Source organism: Mesorhizobium sp. P2_C4, assembly GCF_056404575.1.
On record NZ_JBFUDT010000001.1, the window covers coordinates 856,616 to 873,658 of the forward strand.

General features: G+C 63.3%; 14 protein-coding genes. 10 read left to right on the forward strand and 4 right to left on the reverse strand.

All coding sequences use genetic code 11. From position 1 onward, the window contains the following. Positions 1-176 precede the first annotated feature (176 nt). A complete protein-coding gene (locus AC1DX6_RS04140; RefSeq protein ID WP_477311455.1) occupies positions 177-1,457 on the forward strand; it encodes an amidohydrolase family protein in 1,281 nt (426 codons plus the stop codon). A gap of 112 nt (positions 1,458-1,569) precedes the next feature. After that, positions 1,570-2,493: a DMT family transporter gene (locus tag AC1DX6_RS04145; protein WP_477311456.1), complete on the forward strand. Its 924-nt coding sequence runs from the start codon at positions 1,570-1,572 to the stop codon at positions 2,491-2,493. A 17-nt stretch (positions 2,494-2,510) separates the two neighbouring features. Here the strand turns inward: AC1DX6_RS04145 and AC1DX6_RS04150 are convergent, their stop codons facing one another. From AC1DX6_RS04150 to AC1DX6_RS04165, 4 genes are read right to left on the reverse strand one after another with little or no spacing between them, the layout of a single operon-like run. After that, positions 2,511-3,419 carry a choline/ethanolamine kinase family protein gene (locus tag AC1DX6_RS04150; protein WP_477311457.1) on the reverse strand — a complete coding sequence of 303 codons (909 nt, stop codon included), beginning with the start codon at positions 3,417-3,419 and terminating at the stop codon, positions 2,511-2,513. Beyond that, positions 3,416-5,833: a GcvT family protein gene (locus tag AC1DX6_RS04155; RefSeq protein ID WP_477311458.1), complete on the reverse strand. Its 2,418-nt coding sequence runs from the start codon at positions 5,831-5,833 to the stop codon at positions 3,416-3,418. Before AC1DX6_RS04155 ends, AC1DX6_RS04150 begins: the two co-directional genes overlap by 4 nt. A 10-nt stretch (positions 5,834-5,843) precedes the next feature. Continuing rightward, positions 5,844-8,285: a GcvT family protein gene (locus AC1DX6_RS04160; RefSeq protein WP_477311459.1), complete on the reverse strand. Its 2,442-nt coding sequence runs from the start codon at positions 8,283-8,285 to the stop codon at positions 5,844-5,846. After that, positions 8,282-9,166: a phosphotransferase gene (locus AC1DX6_RS04165; RefSeq protein ID WP_477311460.1), complete on the reverse strand. Its 885-nt coding sequence runs from the start codon at positions 9,164-9,166 to the stop codon at positions 8,282-8,284. The genes AC1DX6_RS04160 and AC1DX6_RS04165 overlap by 4 nt, the downstream gene beginning before the upstream one ends. A 411-nt stretch (positions 9,167-9,577) precedes the next feature. Here AC1DX6_RS04165 and AC1DX6_RS04170 point away from each other — a divergent pair, with 411 nt between their 5' ends. The 8 genes from AC1DX6_RS04170 to AC1DX6_RS04205 all read left to right on the forward strand — a co-directional run bounded on the left by AC1DX6_RS04170 (position 9,578) and on the right by AC1DX6_RS04205 (position 17,027). Continuing rightward, on the forward strand, positions 9,578-10,342 hold the full coding sequence (locus AC1DX6_RS04170; protein ID WP_477311461.1) for a DeoR/GlpR family DNA-binding transcription regulator: 765 nt from the start codon (positions 9,578-9,580) through the stop codon (positions 10,340-10,342). Positions 10,343-10,491: 149 nt separating this feature from the next. Then, a complete protein-coding gene (locus tag AC1DX6_RS04175; RefSeq protein ID WP_477311462.1) occupies positions 10,492-11,091 on the forward strand; it encodes a class I SAM-dependent methyltransferase in 600 nt (199 codons plus the stop codon). After that, positions 11,088-11,699 (forward strand): DedA family protein, encoded by a 612-nt coding sequence (locus AC1DX6_RS04180; RefSeq protein WP_477311463.1) that lies wholly within the window; start codon positions 11,088-11,090, stop codon positions 11,697-11,699. Before AC1DX6_RS04175 ends, AC1DX6_RS04180 begins: the two co-directional genes overlap by 4 nt. A 79-nt stretch (positions 11,700-11,778) precedes the next feature. After that, the gene (locus AC1DX6_RS04185; protein WP_477311464.1) at positions 11,779-12,705 is read left to right on the forward strand and encodes a LysR family transcriptional regulator; all 927 of its coding nucleotides are present in this window, start codon (positions 11,779-11,781) and stop codon (positions 12,703-12,705) included. Between the two features lie 202 nt (positions 12,706-12,907). Next, positions 12,908-14,062, forward strand: a complete 1,155-nt coding sequence (locus AC1DX6_RS04190) for an ABC transporter substrate-binding protein (protein WP_477311899.1) — start codon at positions 12,908-12,910, stop codon at positions 14,060-14,062. Positions 14,063-14,258: 196 nt separating this feature from the next. Then, entirely contained in the window at positions 14,259-15,257 is a 999-nt protein-coding gene (locus tag AC1DX6_RS04195) for an ABC transporter ATP-binding protein (protein WP_477311465.1), read from the forward strand. Further along, on the forward strand, positions 15,254-16,222 hold the full coding sequence (locus AC1DX6_RS04200; protein ID WP_477311466.1) for an ABC transporter permease: 969 nt from the start codon (positions 15,254-15,256) through the stop codon (positions 16,220-16,222). Before AC1DX6_RS04195 ends, AC1DX6_RS04200 begins: the two co-directional genes overlap by 4 nt. Continuing rightward, positions 16,212-17,027: an ABC transporter permease gene (locus AC1DX6_RS04205; protein ID WP_477311467.1), complete on the forward strand. Its 816-nt coding sequence runs from the start codon at positions 16,212-16,214 to the stop codon at positions 17,025-17,027. The genes AC1DX6_RS04200 and AC1DX6_RS04205 overlap by 11 nt, the downstream gene beginning before the upstream one ends. Positions 17,028-17,043: the final 16 nt, after the last annotated feature.

The window sequence follows — 17,043 nt, forward strand, 5'->3', positions numbered from 1 at the left end:
GTCGCTGCACTGCGCCACACTGGTGCGAACTTCGGATTCGCCGCATAGGACGAAAGGCGGCTTATAGAGCCACTTGCATCAGGATGGAACCTTTCGCCACGACCGAAAGAAACGGCTGCGGCAACCTGTCTTTTGCGTCACCATGGCCGGGTGATTCTGAAAAGGGATGACGACAGATGAATTTCGACCTTGTTGTGCGCGGCGGCACGCTGCCCGACGGCACCATTGCCGATATCGGCATCATCGGCGAGACCATCGCTGCGATTGGGCCGGACCTCGACGTTACGGCGGGTACCGCTATCGACGCCCGGGGCAATCTGGTCTCGCCGCCCTTCGTCGATCCGCATTTCCACATGGATGCGACGCTCTCCTACGGCATTCCGCGCATCAACGTTTCAGGCACGCTGTTGGAAGGCATTTCGCTGTGGGGCGAGCTGAAGCCGCTGCTGACGCATGAGGCGGTGCGCGACCGCGCGCTCGCCTATTGCGATTGGGCAGTGTCGATGGGCCTGCTTGCCATCCGCACCCATGTCGATGTCTGCGACGATCGCCTGCTGGCAGTGGAAGCCTTGCTCGATGTGAAGAGGACGGTCGCGCCCTATATCGACCTGCAACTGGTCGCCTTCCCGCAGGACGGACTTTACCGATCGCCGACGGCGCGCCAGAACACGCTGCGGGCGCTCGACCTCGGCGTCGACATTGTCGGCGGCATCCCGCATTTCGAGCGCACCATGGCCGACGGTACGCGCTCGGTGACGGAACTCTGCGAGATCGCGGCAAAACGCGGGCTGATGGTCGACCTGCATTGCGACGAGACCGACGACCCGTTGTCGCGCCACATCGAACAGCTCGCCTATGAGACGCAGCGCCTCGGCTTGCAGGGGAGGGTGGCCGGGTCGCACCTCACCTCGATGCATTCGATGGACAATTACTACGTCTCCAAACTGCTGCCGCTGATCGCCGAGGCCGGCGTGTCGGCCATTCCCAATCCGCTGATCAACATCATGCTGCAGGGCCGCCACGACACGTTTCCCAAGCGCCGTGGCCTGACCCGCGTCAAGGAGATGCTGGCGCTGGGTATCCGCGTCGGCTGGGGCCAGGATTGCGTGCTCGACCCCTGGTATTCGCTGGGCACCGCCGACATGCTCGACGTTGCCTTCATGGGGCTGCACGTCGCCCAGATGTCGAGCCCGGCCGACATGGCGCGCTGTTTCGACATGGTCACCAATGTCAACGCCGCCATCATGGGCCTCGATCATCTCGGCCTTGCCGTCGGCAAGCGCGCCAGCCTGGTCATCCTCGACGCCGGCAACCCGATCGAAGCCTTGCGCCTGCGCGCCGAACGGCTTTGCGTCATCGCCAGGGGCAAGGTGGTGGCGCAGCGCACCAAACAGGACACCCGGCTTTCCATCGCCGGACGGCCGGCAATGGTGAACCGCAGGCACAAATCCGCCTGAGATCAGCCATTTCCGGCGCTGGTCTTACCGATTTTTCGCTTTCCGCCTCGTCAAGGCTGCCGCTTGTGTCTACGACGCGGTTCACCCTACGCTTGGCAGGAACCGGTAAGGCATGGCGCAGCCAACAGCCCAGAATTCGACGATCAGGAACGTGCTGGTGGCCGGCATCCTGCTGATGCTGGCCGGCGATTTCCTGTTTGCATTGAACGACGCCATGGGCAAATGGCTGGTCGCCAGCTTTTCCGTCGGCCAGGTGGTGCTGATCCGCTCGGTCGGCGCTTTTTTCGTGCTCGGCCCGATGATTGCAAATCAGGGCGCCGGCAAGCTGTTTCGCATGGAACGGCTGGAGTTGCAGGTCTTGCGCGTGGTGGCGACGACGCTCGACACCGCCTTGTTCTATGCCGCCGTCGTCTATCTGCCGCTAGCCGATGTGATGAGCTTCTATATGGCCGGACCGATCTATGTGGCGGCTCTGTCGCATTTCCTGCTCGGGGAAAAAGTCGGCTGGCGCCGCTGGGCCGCGATCCTGGTCGGCTTCTGTGGCGTGCTGATCATACTGAAGCCGTCCTCGGCGGCATTCTCGCAGTCGTCGCTGTTCGCATTGGTCGGCAGCATTGCGTTTGCCTTCGCTATCATCCTCAACCGCCGTCTGCGTGGCACCAGCGACACCACGCTGGTGACGTGGCAGACCATCGGCACGCTGCTGGTCGGCGGCGTGATGGCCATCGGCGCCTGGCGCACGCCCTCGGCGCTCGATTTCGGCGCGATGCTGTTGCTCGGCATCGTCTCCTGTAGCGCGCATCTGATGATCACCAGGGCGCTGAAGCTGGCGCCGGCCTCGACGCTGGCGCCGCTGCACTACACGCTGTTGTTGTGGGCGGTCGTCTTCGGTCTGGTGTTCTTTGGCGACGTTCCCGGCCCGCGGATCCTGATCGGCTCGGCCATCGTCGTGTTCGCCGGTCTGTTCATCTTCCACCGCCAGAAGGTGGTCGAGACAGTCGTGCCGCCCGAAAACGTGCCGAAGGGCGTGAATTAGGTCCAGAATATTGGTACCTAACCCCGACGCACCGCCGCCAGATGGCGGGAAAACTCCGGCGTCTCCATCAACGCCTTGCAGCGCGCAAACCGGCCGTCGGCATAGGCGCGAAAGTCGTCGACCGGATTGTTGTTGGCAAGCTGGATCAGCCCCCACAGCGTCCACAACAGATCGCACATCGCCTTGTAGATGACGATGCGGCCGCGCTCGGCCGATTTGGCCTCGCCACCGAAATAGGCCTGCATCAGCTCTTCTTCCTGTGCCGGATCGAATTGTCCTTCGACGCTGAGGTCGCCGAGATCCCACAGCGGGTCGTTCATCCCCGAATATTCCCAGTCGACGATCCACATCCTTTCGCCCGTATCGAGAAAGTTCTCGCACAGCGGATCGCAATGGCAGGCGGCGAGGGCAAGCGGATGGGCGGCAAGCGCGGCGCGTACGGTTGAGGCCTCGCGCACGACGTCGTGGTAACCGGAGGGCAAGGCGACATCCTTGGTCGACAGCACTTTCAGATAATCGTCGATCATCGCAAACAGCTCGAAGCGGAACGGAAACACCGCTCCCGAACCATGCAGTGTGCGAAAGGCCTTGCCTGCCCGCGCGGGACTGCCTGGCCGTGTCCTGAACTTTTCCGGCGACATCGTCTCGGCGCCGGCGATGAAGCGTGTCACCATCACGCCGGTCCCTTGGTCGACATGCAGCACTTCGGGGCTGACCCCGGCCTTTGCCGCCTCCCGCGCCGCCACTGCCTCGTTGGCGCGGTTGATATACTCTTCGGTGCCTTTGCCGGGGATGCGCAGGCAGAAGTCGCCGGCCTTGAAGACAAGATTGGTGAGGCCGCCAAGCCGTTCTACCTTGCCGCTGAAATCCTTGAACAGCGGGATCGTCGCCATGGCTTGCCGGGCAATGGCAAGGTCGTCGCTCATGCCTTCAGCCTCTCCATCTTTGGATCATAGAGCGTGCGGGGTCCCCGCGTCGCCTTATAGGCTTTGCCGAACGCCTCGATCTCAAATGAAGCCTCGCCGGCCAGTTCTGCGGGAAGGTAGCCGAAGGCGATGGTTTTGCCGAGCGTGTAGCCGTAGCCGGTGGACGAGGTGGAGCCGACGACATTGCCGCCGAACAGGATCGCCTCGCCGCCATGGAAAGGCGCGAAACCATCGACAGTGAAGGAGCACAGCTTGCGCTTGACGCCTTCGGCCTTGATCCTGGCCAGCGCCTCGCGGCCGATGAAGTTGCCCTTGTCGAGCGCCACCGCGAAACCGAGCCCGGCTTCGTAGGGATTGTAGTCGGGGGTGATATCGCCGGACCAGTAGAGATAGCCTTTCTCCATGCGACAGGCGTCGATGGCGCGATAACCGGCGTCGGCGATGCCGTGCGGCTCGCCCGCCTCGCGCAGCGTCTCGTAGACATGCACGGCATAGTCCTGCGGCACGTAGAGCTCGTAGCCCAGTTCGCCGACATAACCGATGCGCACCGCAAGCGCGGTGGCATTGCCGACCTCGATCCGGCGCGCCGCCAGGAAGGGCAAAGCGTCGTTGGAAACATCGTCGTCGGTGACCGACTGCAGGATATCCCGGGCCTGTGGCCCGCACAGATTGATCGTGGCGTACTGATTGGTTGCGTCCCGCAATGCCACGCCGGCCGGCAGGTGCCTCGCCACCCAGTTGCTGTCGCGCACGCCGAAACCGGAGCCGGTGACCAGCAGGAAACGATCCTCATCGGCATGAACGATTGTCACATCGGCCTCGATGCCACCCTTCTGGTTGCACAGCTGGGTGTAGACAGCCTTGCCGGGCGGACCCGAGAGGTCGTTGGCGGCAATCGCCTGCAGCGCGGCGTGCGCGCCCTTGCCGGCAATCTCGAATTTCGAGAACGACGTCTGGTCGATCAGGGCGGCGCGTTCACGGATTGCGCGCACCTCCTCGCCGACAGCGTCGAACCAGCCGGGCCTGCCCTCGAAGCTGCCGAGCTCCACCGATTTGCCGTCGTCGACCGAGAACCAGTTCGGCCGCTCCCAGCCGAATTTGGAGCCGAAAACGGCACCGTTGTCGCGCAGCTTGTCATGCAGCGGCGAAAGCCGCAGACCGCGCCCGGCGTGGGATTCCTCCGCCGGCCAATGGATCTTGTAATAGGCGCCATAGGCCTCGATGGCGCGCGCTTCCAGATAGCGGCCTTGCGCCTGCACCGCGCCGAAGCGGCGCACGTCGAAAGGCCACAGATCCATGCCGGCGTCGCCATGCAGGATCATGTTGGATAGCGCCAGCCCGGCGCCGCCGGACGCCGCGATGCCGGCGGTAAACCCGCAGGCGACGAAGAAATTATCGAGTTCCGGGGCCAGCCCCATGATCGGCTCGCAATCGAAGGACACCGGGATCGGCCCGTTGATGACGGTCTGGATGCCGATCTCATTGAGCACCGGCAGTCGCTCCGCCGCCGGCAGCGCGAAGAGCTCCAGCCGCTCCATGTTGGGCGGGAAAAGCTCGCGGCCGAAATCGAGCGGCGGCATGCCGCGCCAGCAGCCTTTAGAGCCGTCTTCCCAGCCGCCAATGGCAAAACTTCCGGTGTCCGGCTTGAGGTAGAAATTGTGGTCGGGATCACGCAGCGTGGTCAGGTTCGGATCGAGCTTCAACGTCTTTTCGGTAAGGAAATACTGGTGCTCGACGACGCCTGCCGCCAGCGGCACGCCGGCCATCTTGCCGACCCGCTTGGCCCACAGCCCTGCGCAGTTGACGAGAATGTCGCAAGAGATCGAGCCGCCGTTGGTAACGACGCCGACCGCGCGCCGCCCCTCGATCACGATCTCCTCAACGGTGACGCCTTCCTCTATCTTGGCGCCGTTTTGCCGCGCCCCCTTGGCATAGGCCATGGTCAGCGAATAGGGATCGATATAGCCATCGCCGGGAATGTAGGCGGCGCCCTCGATGCCGTCCTTGACGATGTAAGGAAAATGCTTGGCGGCCTCATCGGCCGACAGCGAATGGCACTCGACGCCGAAGCTCTTGGCCTGTGTCATCGAGCGGCGGATTTCGCTCCAGCGCGCGGCACTTCCGGCAAGCCGCAGCGAGCCGACCTTCTTCCACGAAATCGCCTGTCCGGTCTCGGCTTCCAGCCGGTCGAAGACGGCAACCGAATTCTGCATCAGCCGGGTGAGGTTTCGTTTCCCGCGAAGCTGCCCGACCAGCCCGGCTGCATGCCATGTGCAGCCATGGGTGAGGAGGGATTTCTCGACCAGCAGCACGTCCTTGGCGCCGTCGCGGGCCAGGTGATAGGCGACCGAGGTACCGATGGCGCCGCCGCCGATGACCAGGATATGGACGTGGCGATCCGCATGAAAACTCATCACTGCACCACTATGCCTTGATCTTGCTCATCGACGGATCATACAGCGGTTCGAGATGGATTTTTGCCGGCGTCCGCTCCATCGCCACCACCAGCTCGTAGTCGCCGGTGGTGAGGAAATCGTCACTCACGCCGTCGGCGTTGCGCACATAGCCAAAACCGATGTTCTTGCCCAACGTGTAGCCATAGCCGCCGCTGGTGAGATAGCCGACCGGTTCGCCGTTGCGCAGGATCGTCTCGCGGCCGACCAGCACGATCTCGGGATCGTCGACGGTGAAGCCGGCAAAGCGTTTCTTCAACACGTCGCCATTGACCTTCTCAAGTGCCCGCCGGCCGACGAAATCGGTGTTCTTCCTGAGCTTCACCGCCCAGCCGAGGCCGGCCTCCTGTGGCGTGTCGTTGGGCGTGATGTCTGAGCCCCAGGCGCGATAACCCTTCTCCAGCCTGAGCGATTCAAGTGCGCGGTAGCCGACCGGGCGGATGCCGTGCCTCTCCCCGGCCGCCATCAGCGCGTCGAAGATTTCGCCGGTCGCCGCGATCGGCACATGCAATTCCCAGCCGAGCTCGCCGACATAGGTAATGCGCAGCGCCCGCACTGTATGACCGGCAATGGCAATCTCGCGCACATGGCCGAAGGGGAAGCCCGCGTTCGATACATCGGCGTCGGTCACTGCGGCCAGCACGTCGCGTGCCCTGGGACCCATCAGCGACAGCGTGCCGAACGCCTCGGTGACATCGGTCAGTGTCACGTCGAGCCCATCGCCGATATGATCGCTGATCCATGAGGAATCATGAGTGCGAAAACCGGTGCCGGTGACGATGTAGAATTTTTCCTCGGCCAACCGCGCCACGGTGAGATCCGCCTCGATGCCGCCGCGTGTGTTGAGCAACTGCGTATAGGTCAGCCGTCCGGCCGGTTTGTTGACGTCGTTGGCGCAGATCCAGTCCAGCGCTTTCAGCGCGTCGGGGCCGGTCAGTTCGTATTTGGCGAAGGACGACTGGTCGAAAATGCCGACTTTTTCGCGCACATGCCGGTGCTCTTCGCCGACTGGAGCAAACCAGTTCTGCCGGCCCATCGAATAGACGTCTTTTGGTTCGACGCCTTCCGGTGCGAACCAGTTCGGCCGTTCCCAGCCCAGCTTCGAACCGAACACGCCGCGATGCTGCTTCAGCCGTTCGTAGAGCGGCGAGACGATGCGCGGCCTGCCTGAGGAATACTCCTCATGCGGGAAGCCGATCGTGTAGTGCTTGCCATAGGCTTCCAGCGTGCGGTCGCAGACCCATTGCCGGTCGCGGTGCAGGTTGGAGAAGCGCCTGATATCGACCACCCACAGGTCGAGCGGCGCCTCGCCGTCGACCACCCATTGCGCCAGCACCCAGCCGGCGCCGCCGCCGGACGCGATGCCGAAGGCGTTGAAGCCGGCGCCGACGAACATGTTGGCGCATTCAGGCGCTGTGCCGAGGACGAAATTGCCGTCTGGCGTGAAGCTTTCCGGCCCGTTGATCATCTGCTTGACGCCGACGGTCTCGAGCGCCGGAACCCGTGCGATCGCCTGGGTCATGTGCTGCTCGAAATGATCGTAGTCGTCGTCGAACAGCCGGAACTCCCAGTCGTCGGGCACGTCACCGGTCGTCCAGGGCTGCGGGTTTGGCTCATACCCACCCATCACCAGTCCGCCGACCTCTTCCTTGAAATAGGTGCGCCGGTCCGGGTCGCGGATCGTCGGCGCATCGGTCGACAGTCCCTCGATCTTTTCGGTGATGATGTACTGATGCTTCACCGGCTGCAGCGGCACGTTGATGCCGGCCATGGCGCCCACTTGCCGCGCCCATTGCCCGGCACAGTTCACCACCTTGTCGCAGGCAATATCACCCTTATTGGTCTTCACCGCGGTGATGCGGCCGTCCTTCATCTCGAAGCCGGTGACGCGGACATCCTCGAACAGTTTGGCGCCATGCATGCGCGCGCCCTTGGCCAGCGACTGCGTGATGTCGGAGGGGCTCGCCTGCCCGTCGGTCGGCAGCCATGAGGCGCCGACGAGGTCGCTGGTTTCCAACAGCGGCCACATTTGTTTCACCTCTGCCGGCGACAGCAATTGCATGTCCATGCCGAAGCTTTTCGCTGTCGTCGCCAGCCTTTTGTATTCGGTCCAGCGATCCGCATTGGTGGCGAGCCGCAGGCAGCCGGTCATCTTCCAGCCGGTGGCAAGTCCGGTCTCGGCCTCCAGCCCCTTGTAGAGGTCGACCGAATATTTGAGCACGCGGGTGATCGAGGCCGACGAGCGCAACTGACCGACCAGCCCGGCGGCGTGCCAGGTCGAGCCCGAGGTCAGCTTGCCCTGTTCGAGCAGCACGACATCGGCCTTGTGGTCGCGCGCCAGATGATAGGCCGTCGAACAGCCGATGATGCCGCCGCCGATGACGACGATCCCGGCATGCGTGGGCAAAGTCATGCGTGTATCCCGTATTTTGTTCTGTAGTTTTCCAGCGCCGCGTCGAGCCGGGTCAGGTTTTCTTCGGTGTAGGCGACATAGTCGATGCCGGGCGCGTCGAGATAAAGCTCCGAAACCATGCTCCACATCGCCTCGCGCAGCAGCGACGCGCATTGCATGGCCGCGTGCGAGCGACGGATCGCCTCGTCCGGTTCCTTCATGAAATAGGCGGTGAGGAAGGCGAAGGATACCTCGTCACTCATCTCGGCATTCGAGGCGACGCCGGCAAGGTCGAACATCGCCGTGTTGAAGCCGGCATATTCGAAATCGATCAGCCACAACCTGCTGCCGTCGTCGAGAATATTAGCCGGCAAGAGATCATTGTGACCAAAGACGATCGGCAGCAGTTTCTGCGCCCGTTCGAGTTCGTCCGCGAGCGTCAGAAGGCGCGGCAGGTCGCCCCGCTTGCGGCTGCCACCTTCTTCCAGCGTGCGCGCATAGTCGCGAATGACGTGGAACACCCAGAACATGAAGCCGGCGCCGGAGATGTGGTTGGGCATCTCCCGGTGAAAACCGCGCATCAGGGCCGCGACACGGCCGATATTGCTGCGTACGTCTTCGGCGACATAAGTCTTGGCGCCGATAAATTCGGTCACCATGATGCCCGGCTCCGCATAGCGCACGGCCGGCGCAAAGCCGGCGGCGTGCGCGGCCCGCGCCGTCATCACCTCGCGCTCGCGAAACACGTGGTGGAACGGATAGTCCTGGCCGAAGCGCACGACATGACGCCCGGCCGCGTCCTTGACCAGATAGTTGGCGTTGCTGAGGCCGCCCGGCAGCGGCGCGATGTCGATGCTGCCGGTCCAGCAGGGCAGGGCGCGGATGCGGTCTTCAGCAGTCACGGGACCATCCCTGGTTTGGCTGAGCTTCGACAAAGCGCCACGGACAGCGCGACGAAGGTGGGGAGAAACGCGACATCTCGTCGGTGCGGGACGCCAGGATTGGTATCCCGCACCGCACCGACGAGCCCCTTTGCCAGGTTCTTGATACCCGACATCCGCCCCCGCGGATCTGAAAAATCCTTGCACCAGGCATGTTCCAGACGATCTGGTCCGTAAGTTGCGGCTCTGCCATCACCCTCTCGTGGCAGTTCCGAGCCTGTCACACTCTGATCTCACGTCAGTGTTGCCCGGCTGTCAATAAAAAGTTGTGACTTTTTTTGGGTGTTTTGCCCGAAAGCACAAGCAATTGCTTTAAAACCGCTTGAATTACCTTAGAATCGGTCAAAAGCTCAAAAAACACGGGAAAGCCGAATGATCCATTCGAAGCGGCATGGCGAAATCCTGCGCCTGCTCAAGGAGGAAGGCACAATCAGCATCGCCAGCCTGGCCGATCGGCTGGGGGTGTCGCTGGAAACCGTGCGTCGCGACGTCAAGCCACTGACCGGCGATGGCTCGATCCTGAAGATGCATGGCGCCATCGGCCTGCCGTCGATGGCCGGCGAAGCACCGTTCGAGCGACGCATGCGCGACAATGCCGACGCCAAGCGCATCATCGCCCGCATGGTCGCCGCCACCATCCGCGACGGCGAATCGATCATGCTCGACACCGGCACGACGACGTCTTTCCTGGCCCGTGAACTGCTCGGCCACCGGCGGCTGACGGTCGTCACCAATTCGTCCGACATCGCCCGCACGCTGGCCACCGTCAACGACAACAAGGTCTATATGGCGGGCGGCGAATTGCGCAGCGATTCCGGCGCTGCCTTCGGCGTCTCGGCCATCGAATTCGTCAGCCGCTTTTCCGTCAGCCATGCGGTGATCTCCACCGGTGCGGTCGATGCCGTCACCGGCGTTATGGACTATGATCTGGAAGAGGCGGAATTCGCCCGCATGGTGCTGTCGCGCGGCCAGCGCTCGCTGGTCATCACCGACCACACAAAATTCGGCCGCCAGGGTCTGGTCCAGGTCTGCGGCTTCGACGACTTTTCGGAACTCGCGACCGACCGGCCGCCGCCGCGCGACATTGCCGCCGCCCTTGCCCAGGCTGGTGCGCGGCTCAGCATCGCGGCGGCCTGAAAGCAGGTTAGGCCGAACACCATCGATCTCTGCTGGAATCTTTTCGATTGGGCCGGCTCTTCGCAATGTTCACGCAACCCGGCCGCCGCAAACAGCGCCTCATCGAAATGCGGGCCAGGCGAATCGCCCGCATCAGCAGTGAGGTCGCTATGCCTGCAAACGATGCCTTGTCTTTCCTCATGGCCTGGACGCTGGCGCCGCTCCGGATCGGTTCGGTCACGCCGTCCAGCTCCAGTCTGGCGGCGCTGATCACGCGCGAAATCGGCCCCGGGACCGGTCCGGTGCTGGAGCTTGGGCCGGGCACCGGTCCGTTCACGCGGGCGCTGCTGGAACGCGGCGTCAGCGAAAATGACCTGACGCTGGTCGAGGCCGACCCTGACTTTGCCACGCTGCTGACGCGCCGCTTTCCGGCCGCGCGCATCTTCGAAATGGATGCGGTTGGCCTACGCTTTCCGCCGCTGTTCGATGGGCCGGTCGTGGGCGCTGCCATCAGCGGTTTGCCTTTTCGGCGGATGAACCCGCGCAAGGCCTTCGCAATATTGGAAGGCGTGTTCGACGCTCTGCGGCCGGGCGCGGCACTTTACCAGTACACATTGGGCAGCCGTTGCCCTTTCGACCAGACATTGCTCGACAGGCTCGACCTGGAAGCGGTCCGACTTGGCCGCACCTTCCGTACCTTCCCGCCCGCGACGGTGTATAAGGTATCCAGGATCAAGAACCTCAAAACCTACGACTGGCGCTTTTCATGACCGATCCGCTGTCGGCGATTCTGGGCTTCGGCCTGCTCGGCGTCGCCTGCCTCGCCTTCACTGAAAAGATACTTCCGCTGCCGCCCTCGCATGTGCTGCTGCTGTTCCTTGGCATGACCTCGGCGCCCGATCTCCCGGCGTTGGCGATCCTGCTCCTGCTGACGACGCTGTCCGCCATCTCAGGCTGCCTCGTCTGGTATAGTGTGGGCCGCCGCATTGGATTGGATCGTGCCGACAGGCTGGTCGAGCGTTTCGGCAAATATGTCTGCCTGCGCTATGCGACCTATTCCAGGCTCGGCGAGGCCTATCGCCGCCATCATATGCGGGTCTCCTTGCTGGCGCAGTTTATCCCGACGGTGCGCAACTACCTGCCGATCGCCGCCGGCGCGCTGCGTCTGCCGCTCTTGCCTTTTGCAGGGGCGACGCTGCTCGGCGCCACGCTGTGGAACACGGGCTTTCTCATCACCGGCTACCTCATGCGCGGCAGTGGCCGGGATTCCTATGCCATCGGCTTTCGCATCATTATCATCGTCTTGGCGCTGGAGACGGCATTCATGCTCGCGCTGCGCTATGGTCCGGCCTGCCGGCGGCGCCTCGGGTTCGGCTGACCAGGAGGCGCCGTAAGCCGTCACGGGATAAGCGCCGCCGTCGCTTTCCTTCCTCGCTGCGCCGGTGTTTAGTCCGGCCATGGCTTTCACCATCCGCCAGTTGCAGTTTTTCATCGCCGTCGCCGAGCAAGGCACGGTGTCGGGGGCGGCCCAGAACCTGTCGATCTCGCAATCGTCAGTCACCGAGGCGATCAAGGAGCTTGAGAGCGATCTCGGCGTCGAACTGTTCGAGCGCCACCCGCGTGGCCTCAACATCACCCACAAGGGCCATCAGTTCCTACGCCACGCGACAAAGATCCTTGCCGACGTTTCCGATGCGCGCCGCTCTTTCTCCGGCGACCAGATGGTGGCGGGCGGCCGGCTGCAGCTCGGCGTCACCTCGCTGGTTGCCGGCTATGTGCTGTCCGACCTGCTGGCGCGCTACCGTCGTGCATATCCGGGCGTCGAGGTTTCGGCTATCGAGGACAATGGCGATTATCTCGAGCATCTGCTGATCGGTGGCAAACTCGACATCGCCGTGATGGTCACCTCGAACCTGCGCGACCGTACCGCGCTGCAGTCGGAAATCCTCGAAGTCTCAGCCTATCGGCTGTGGCTGCCGCTCAGCCATCCGCTGGCCGGCGCCGACATCATCGGCATTGGCGACATTGCCGGCGAACCGCTGATCATGCTCACCGTCGACGAAATCGAGGAAAACACCGGCAAGCTGCTGGCGGCGATCGGCGCCAAGCCGCATGTCGCTTTTCGCACCCGTTCGGTCGAGGCCGTGCGCAGCCTAGTCGCCACCGGCGCCGGCGTCGCGCTGCTGCCCGACCTCGTCTACCGGCCATGGTCGCTTGAAGGCGACCGCATCGAATCGCGCGACATCTCCGGCTCCTTGCCGGTCGTGCAGGTCGGCATGGTCTGGCGTCGCGGCTCCGGCCTGCCGCAGGCGGCGCGCGACTTCATCGGCCTCGCCCAGTCGCAGCGCATGGTGCGTCAACGGCCCGACAAGATCGGCCGCTGATCTATCGGAAAAACCGATATCGCCCTTCTGATAAATGAATTTGCGAAACCGGCAATTTAACAGCACTTTGTCTGTCAGGAACCAAAGCCGCCGTCAGAGCGGCATGCGTCCATCGGACGAGCTGACTTTTTTCAGTCCGCGCGTGGCCCTGGCGAAGACCGAAACCGGCTTCGGGGTCAGGCGCCAAAATGGGAGATCGATGATGAATTCATTCCTCAAGTCATGCACTGCATTGACGGTTGCGCTGACCTTCTCCGGCCAGGCTGTCGCCCAGGTCAAGGAACTTGGCAAGGGCGAAGGACAGGTCAACATTGTCGCCTGGCCGGGCTACATCGAGCGCGGCGAAACCGACAAGGGCTATGACTGGGTCTCGTCCTTCGAGAAGGACACTGGCTGCAAGGTCAACGTCAAGACCGCCAACACCTCCGACGAAATGGTCTCGCTGATGAACGAAGGCGGCTTCGATCTCGTCACCGCCTCGGGCGATGCGTCGCTGCGCCTTGTCGCCGGCAAGCGCGTCCAGCCGATCAACACCGATCTCATCCCGAGCTGGAAGACGGTCGACGACCGGCTGAAGGATGCGCCCTGGTTCACGGTCGACAAGGTGCACTACGGCGTTCCCTATCAATGGGGTCCGAATGTGCTGATGTACAACACCGACGTGTTCAAGGAAGCACCGAAGAGCTGGAACGTCGTCTTCGAGGCGATGGACCTGCCCGACGGCAAGCCGAACAAGGGGCGCGTCCAGGCCTATGACGGTCCGATCCATATTGCCGACGCCGCCAACTATCTGATGTTCCACAAGCCGGAACTCGGCATCAAGGATCCCTACGAACTAACCGAGGACCAGTACAAGGCGGCGCTCGATCTGCTGCGTGTCCAGCGTACGCTGGTCGGCCGCTATTGGCACGATGCCGCCATCCAGGTCGACGATTTCCAGAACGAGGGCGTGGTTGCTTCGGGTTCGTGGCCGTATCAGGTCAACGCGCTGGTTGCCGCCAAGAAGCCTGTCTCTTCGACCATTCCCGAGGAAGGCGTCACCGGTTGGGCCGACACGACCATGATGGAGGCCGACGCGGCCAACCCGAACTGCGCCTATATGTGGCTGGAGCATTCGCTGTCGCCCAAGGTACAGGGCGATGTCTCCGCGTGGTTCGGTTCGCTCCCGGTGGTGCCCGCCGCCTGCAAGGGCAACGAACTGTTGACCGACGAAGGCTGCAAGACCAACGGCTACGACAATTTCGACAAGATCAAGTTCTGGAAGACGCCGGTGTCGAAATGCGCCAGCGAGAACAACCAGTGCGTGCCTTACTACCGCTGGGTGTCGGACTATATCGGCGTCATCGGCGGCCGGTGATTTTGCCCATTGCCCTCCCCTGATGGGGAGGGTCGACGCGTACCGTTGGGGTGGGGTCTGCGAGGTGGGGCTGCTCGGCAGGTCATGCCGGATCACCCCCACCCGCGGCTTCGCCGCAACGCTGTGCCAATCCGCCATCCCAGTCGGGAGGCGAGAGCGATTCGACAAAGCTAAACCGGCAACAGATTGACAGCCCATGACACCAGCCGTTTCCTTCAAACAGGTCTCCCGCCATTTCAGCAGCGTGCGCGCCGTCGATGCGGTCGACCTCGATATCGTGCCCGGTGAGTTCTTCGCCATGCTTGGTCCCTCGGGGTCCGGCAAGACGACCTGCCTGCGCCTGATCGCCGGCTTCGAGCAGCCGACGGCCGGTTCGATCTCGATCTTCGGCGAACGCGCCGAGGGCGTTCCGCCCTATCGTCGCAACGTCAACACGGTGTTTCAGGATTACGCGCTGTTTCCGCATCTGAACGTGCTCGACAACGTCGCCTATGGGCTGATGGTCAAGGGCGTCGGCAAACCCGAGCAGCAGAAGGCTGCGGAAGAGGCGCTGTCGCTGGTGCGGCTTCCCGGCTATGGCGCCCGTCGCCCCGGCCAGCTTTCCGGCGGCCAGCGCCAGCGCGTGGCGCTCGCCCGCGCACTGGTCAACCAGCCCAAGGTGCTGTTGCTCGACGAGCCGCTCGGCGCGCTCGACCTCAAACTGCGCGAGAACATGCAGGAAGAGCTGAAATCGCTGCAGAAGGCGCTCGGCATCACCTTCATCTTCGTCACCCATGACCAGGGCGAGGCGCTGTCGATGGCCGACCGCGTCGCTGTCTTCAACGACGGCAAGATCATGCAGATCGGCACGCCGGAAGACATTTATCAGCGACCCAAGACCCGCTTCGTCGCCGATTTCGTCGGCTCGTCCAATGTCCTGCCGCCGGATTTCGTCCAGCGCTATGCCGGCCAGCATCGCTGGGGCAGCCTGCGACCTGAATCCATTCGCGTCGGCCGTGCCGCGAAAGGCGACGGCGTTGCCGCTCGCCTCGTCTCCACCAACTATCTCGGCGCCACGACCAAACTGGCCCTCGATGCCGACGGGCTGAAGCTGCATGCCATCGTGCCGGCCGGCACCGCCTTGCCGGCAGAAGGCGAGGCGGTGGTGCTCACCTTCAACCGCGAACATTTGCACCTGATGGACGAGCCGGCATGAGCCTCGATGCCGCCATGCCGCGCGCCAATGCCCCTGCGATCCTGCCGGGAAGCGGTGGCCTGCGCGGCGCGCTGTCGGATCTTTTCTGGCGCAGGCCCAAGGTCCTGCTGTTGCTCATGCTGATGCCGCCGGTACTGTGGCTCGGCATCGTCTATATCGGCTCGCTGTTTGCGCTGCTGGCGCAGAGCTTTTTCTCGATCGACGAATTCTCCGGCCTCATCAACCGCGAGTTCACGCTGAAAACCTATGGCGACCTGTTCCAGGCCGCCAATCTCGACATCATCCTGCGCACGGTGACGATGGCAGCCCTGGTCACGCTTGCCTCCGCGATCCTCGCTTTCCCCATCGCCTACTACGCGGCGCGCTATGCCCGCGGTCGCTGGAAGGCGCTGTTCTATCTCGGCATCATGCTGCCGCTATGGTCGAGCTACCTAGTCAAGATCTACGCCTGGAAGCTGATCCTGGCCAAGGAAGGCATCCTGACCTGGCTGCTCGCCAAGCTGCATCTTTTGTGGCTGCTCGATGGCTGGCTGTCGTTGCCGGTCGTCGGCGGCAACTCGCTGTCGGTCTCGGCAACCGGCACTTTCATCGTCTTCGTCTATGTCTGGCTGCCGTTCATGATCCTGCCGGTTCAGGCGGCTCTAGAGCGTGTGCCCGGCAATCTGGTCGAAGCTTCGTCCGATCTCGGCGCCTCGCCAGGGCAGACCTTTCGCAACGTGCTGTTCCCGCTGGCGCTGCCGGGCATCGTCGCCGGCTCGATCTTCACCTTCTCGCTGACGCTGGGCGACTACATCATCCCGCAGATCATCGGGACGTCGCGGCTGTTCATCGGCCAGGCCGTCTATTCGCAGCAAGGGACCGCCGGCAACATCCCGCTCGCCGCCGCCTTCACCGTGGTGCCCATCGTCATCATGGGTTTTTACCTGTGGGGCGCCAAGCGCATGGGGGCCTTCGATGCGCTCTGATGGCTCGCAGTCGGCACCGCTCGGCCTCAAGGTAGCCGCAGCCTGCGGCCTGCTGTTCCTGCACCTGCCGATCCTGCTGATCTTCGTCTACGCCTTCACCACCGAGGAGAAGAGTTTCGTCTGGCCGCCGCCCGGCCTGACGACGCAGTGGTTCGCCGTCACCTGGAGCCGGCCCGATGTCTGGCAGGCCCTGTCGTTGTCGGTCCGGGTCGCGGCGATCTCGACCGCAATTGCGCTCATCCTCGGCACGCTCTGCTCAGCCGCGGTTTCCAGGACAAAATTCTTCGGCCGCGAAACCATCTCGCTATTGGTCATCTTGCCGATCGCACTGCCCGGCATCATCACCGGCATCGCGTTGCGCTCTGCGTTTTCGCTGGCCGATATTCCCTTCTCGTTCTGGACGATCGTGCTTGGCCACGCCACCTTCTGCGTCGTCGTCGTCTACAACAACGCCGTCGCTCGTTTCCGCCGCACCTCCGGCTCGATGATCGAGGCCTCGATGGATCTCGGCGCCGACGGTTTTCAGACCTTTCGCCATGTCGTGCTGCCCAACATCGCCACCGCACTGCTGGCCGGCGGCATGCTGGCCTTCGCTTTGTCCTTCGACGAGGTCATCGTCACCACCTTCACCGCCGGCCAGCAGCAGACGCTGCCGATCTGGATGCTGGAAGAGCTGATCCGTCCGCGCCAGCGCCCGGTCACTAATGTCGTAGCCATGGTCGTCGTGCTGGTGACGCTGCTGCCCATCCTGCTTGCCTATTACCTGACCCGCGACGGCGACCAGATCGCCGGTTCAGGCAAATAACCTCAAAAAATCCGTA

Excerpts from the sequence above, each read along its gene's own strand:
- AC1DX6_RS04140 (WP_477311455.1), top strand. The coding sequence starts at position 177 with ATGAATTTCGACCTTGTTGTGCGCGGCGGCACGCTGCCCGACGGCACC.
- AC1DX6_RS04145 (WP_477311456.1), top strand. The coding sequence starts at position 1,570 with ATGGCGCAGCCAACAGCCCAGAATTCGACGATCAGGAACGTGCTGGTG.
- AC1DX6_RS04150 (WP_477311457.1), bottom strand. The coding sequence starts at position 3,419 with ATGAGCGACGACCTTGCCATTGCCCGGCAAGCCATGGCGACGATCCCG.
- AC1DX6_RS04155 (WP_477311458.1), bottom strand. The coding sequence starts at position 5,833 with ATGAGTTTTCATGCGGATCGCCACGTCCATATCCTGGTCATCGGCGGC.
- AC1DX6_RS04160 (WP_477311459.1), bottom strand. The coding sequence starts at position 8,285 with ATGACTTTGCCCACGCATGCCGGGATCGTCGTCATCGGCGGCGGCATC.
- AC1DX6_RS04170 (WP_477311461.1), top strand. The coding sequence starts at position 9,578 with ATGATCCATTCGAAGCGGCATGGCGAAATCCTGCGCCTGCTCAAGGAG.
- AC1DX6_RS04175 (WP_477311462.1), top strand. The coding sequence starts at position 10,492 with ATGCCTGCAAACGATGCCTTGTCTTTCCTCATGGCCTGGACGCTGGCG.
- AC1DX6_RS04180 (WP_477311463.1), top strand. The coding sequence starts at position 11,088 with ATGACCGATCCGCTGTCGGCGATTCTGGGCTTCGGCCTGCTCGGCGTC.
- AC1DX6_RS04185 (WP_477311464.1), top strand. The coding sequence starts at position 11,779 with ATGGCTTTCACCATCCGCCAGTTGCAGTTTTTCATCGCCGTCGCCGAG.
- AC1DX6_RS04190 (WP_477311899.1), top strand. The coding sequence starts at position 12,908 with ATGAATTCATTCCTCAAGTCATGCACTGCATTGACGGTTGCGCTGACC.
- AC1DX6_RS04195 (WP_477311465.1), top strand. The coding sequence starts at position 14,259 with ATGACACCAGCCGTTTCCTTCAAACAGGTCTCCCGCCATTTCAGCAGC.
- AC1DX6_RS04200 (WP_477311466.1), top strand. The coding sequence starts at position 15,254 with ATGAGCCTCGATGCCGCCATGCCGCGCGCCAATGCCCCTGCGATCCTG.
- AC1DX6_RS04205 (WP_477311467.1), top strand. The coding sequence starts at position 16,212 with ATGCGCTCTGATGGCTCGCAGTCGGCACCGCTCGGCCTCAAGGTAGCC.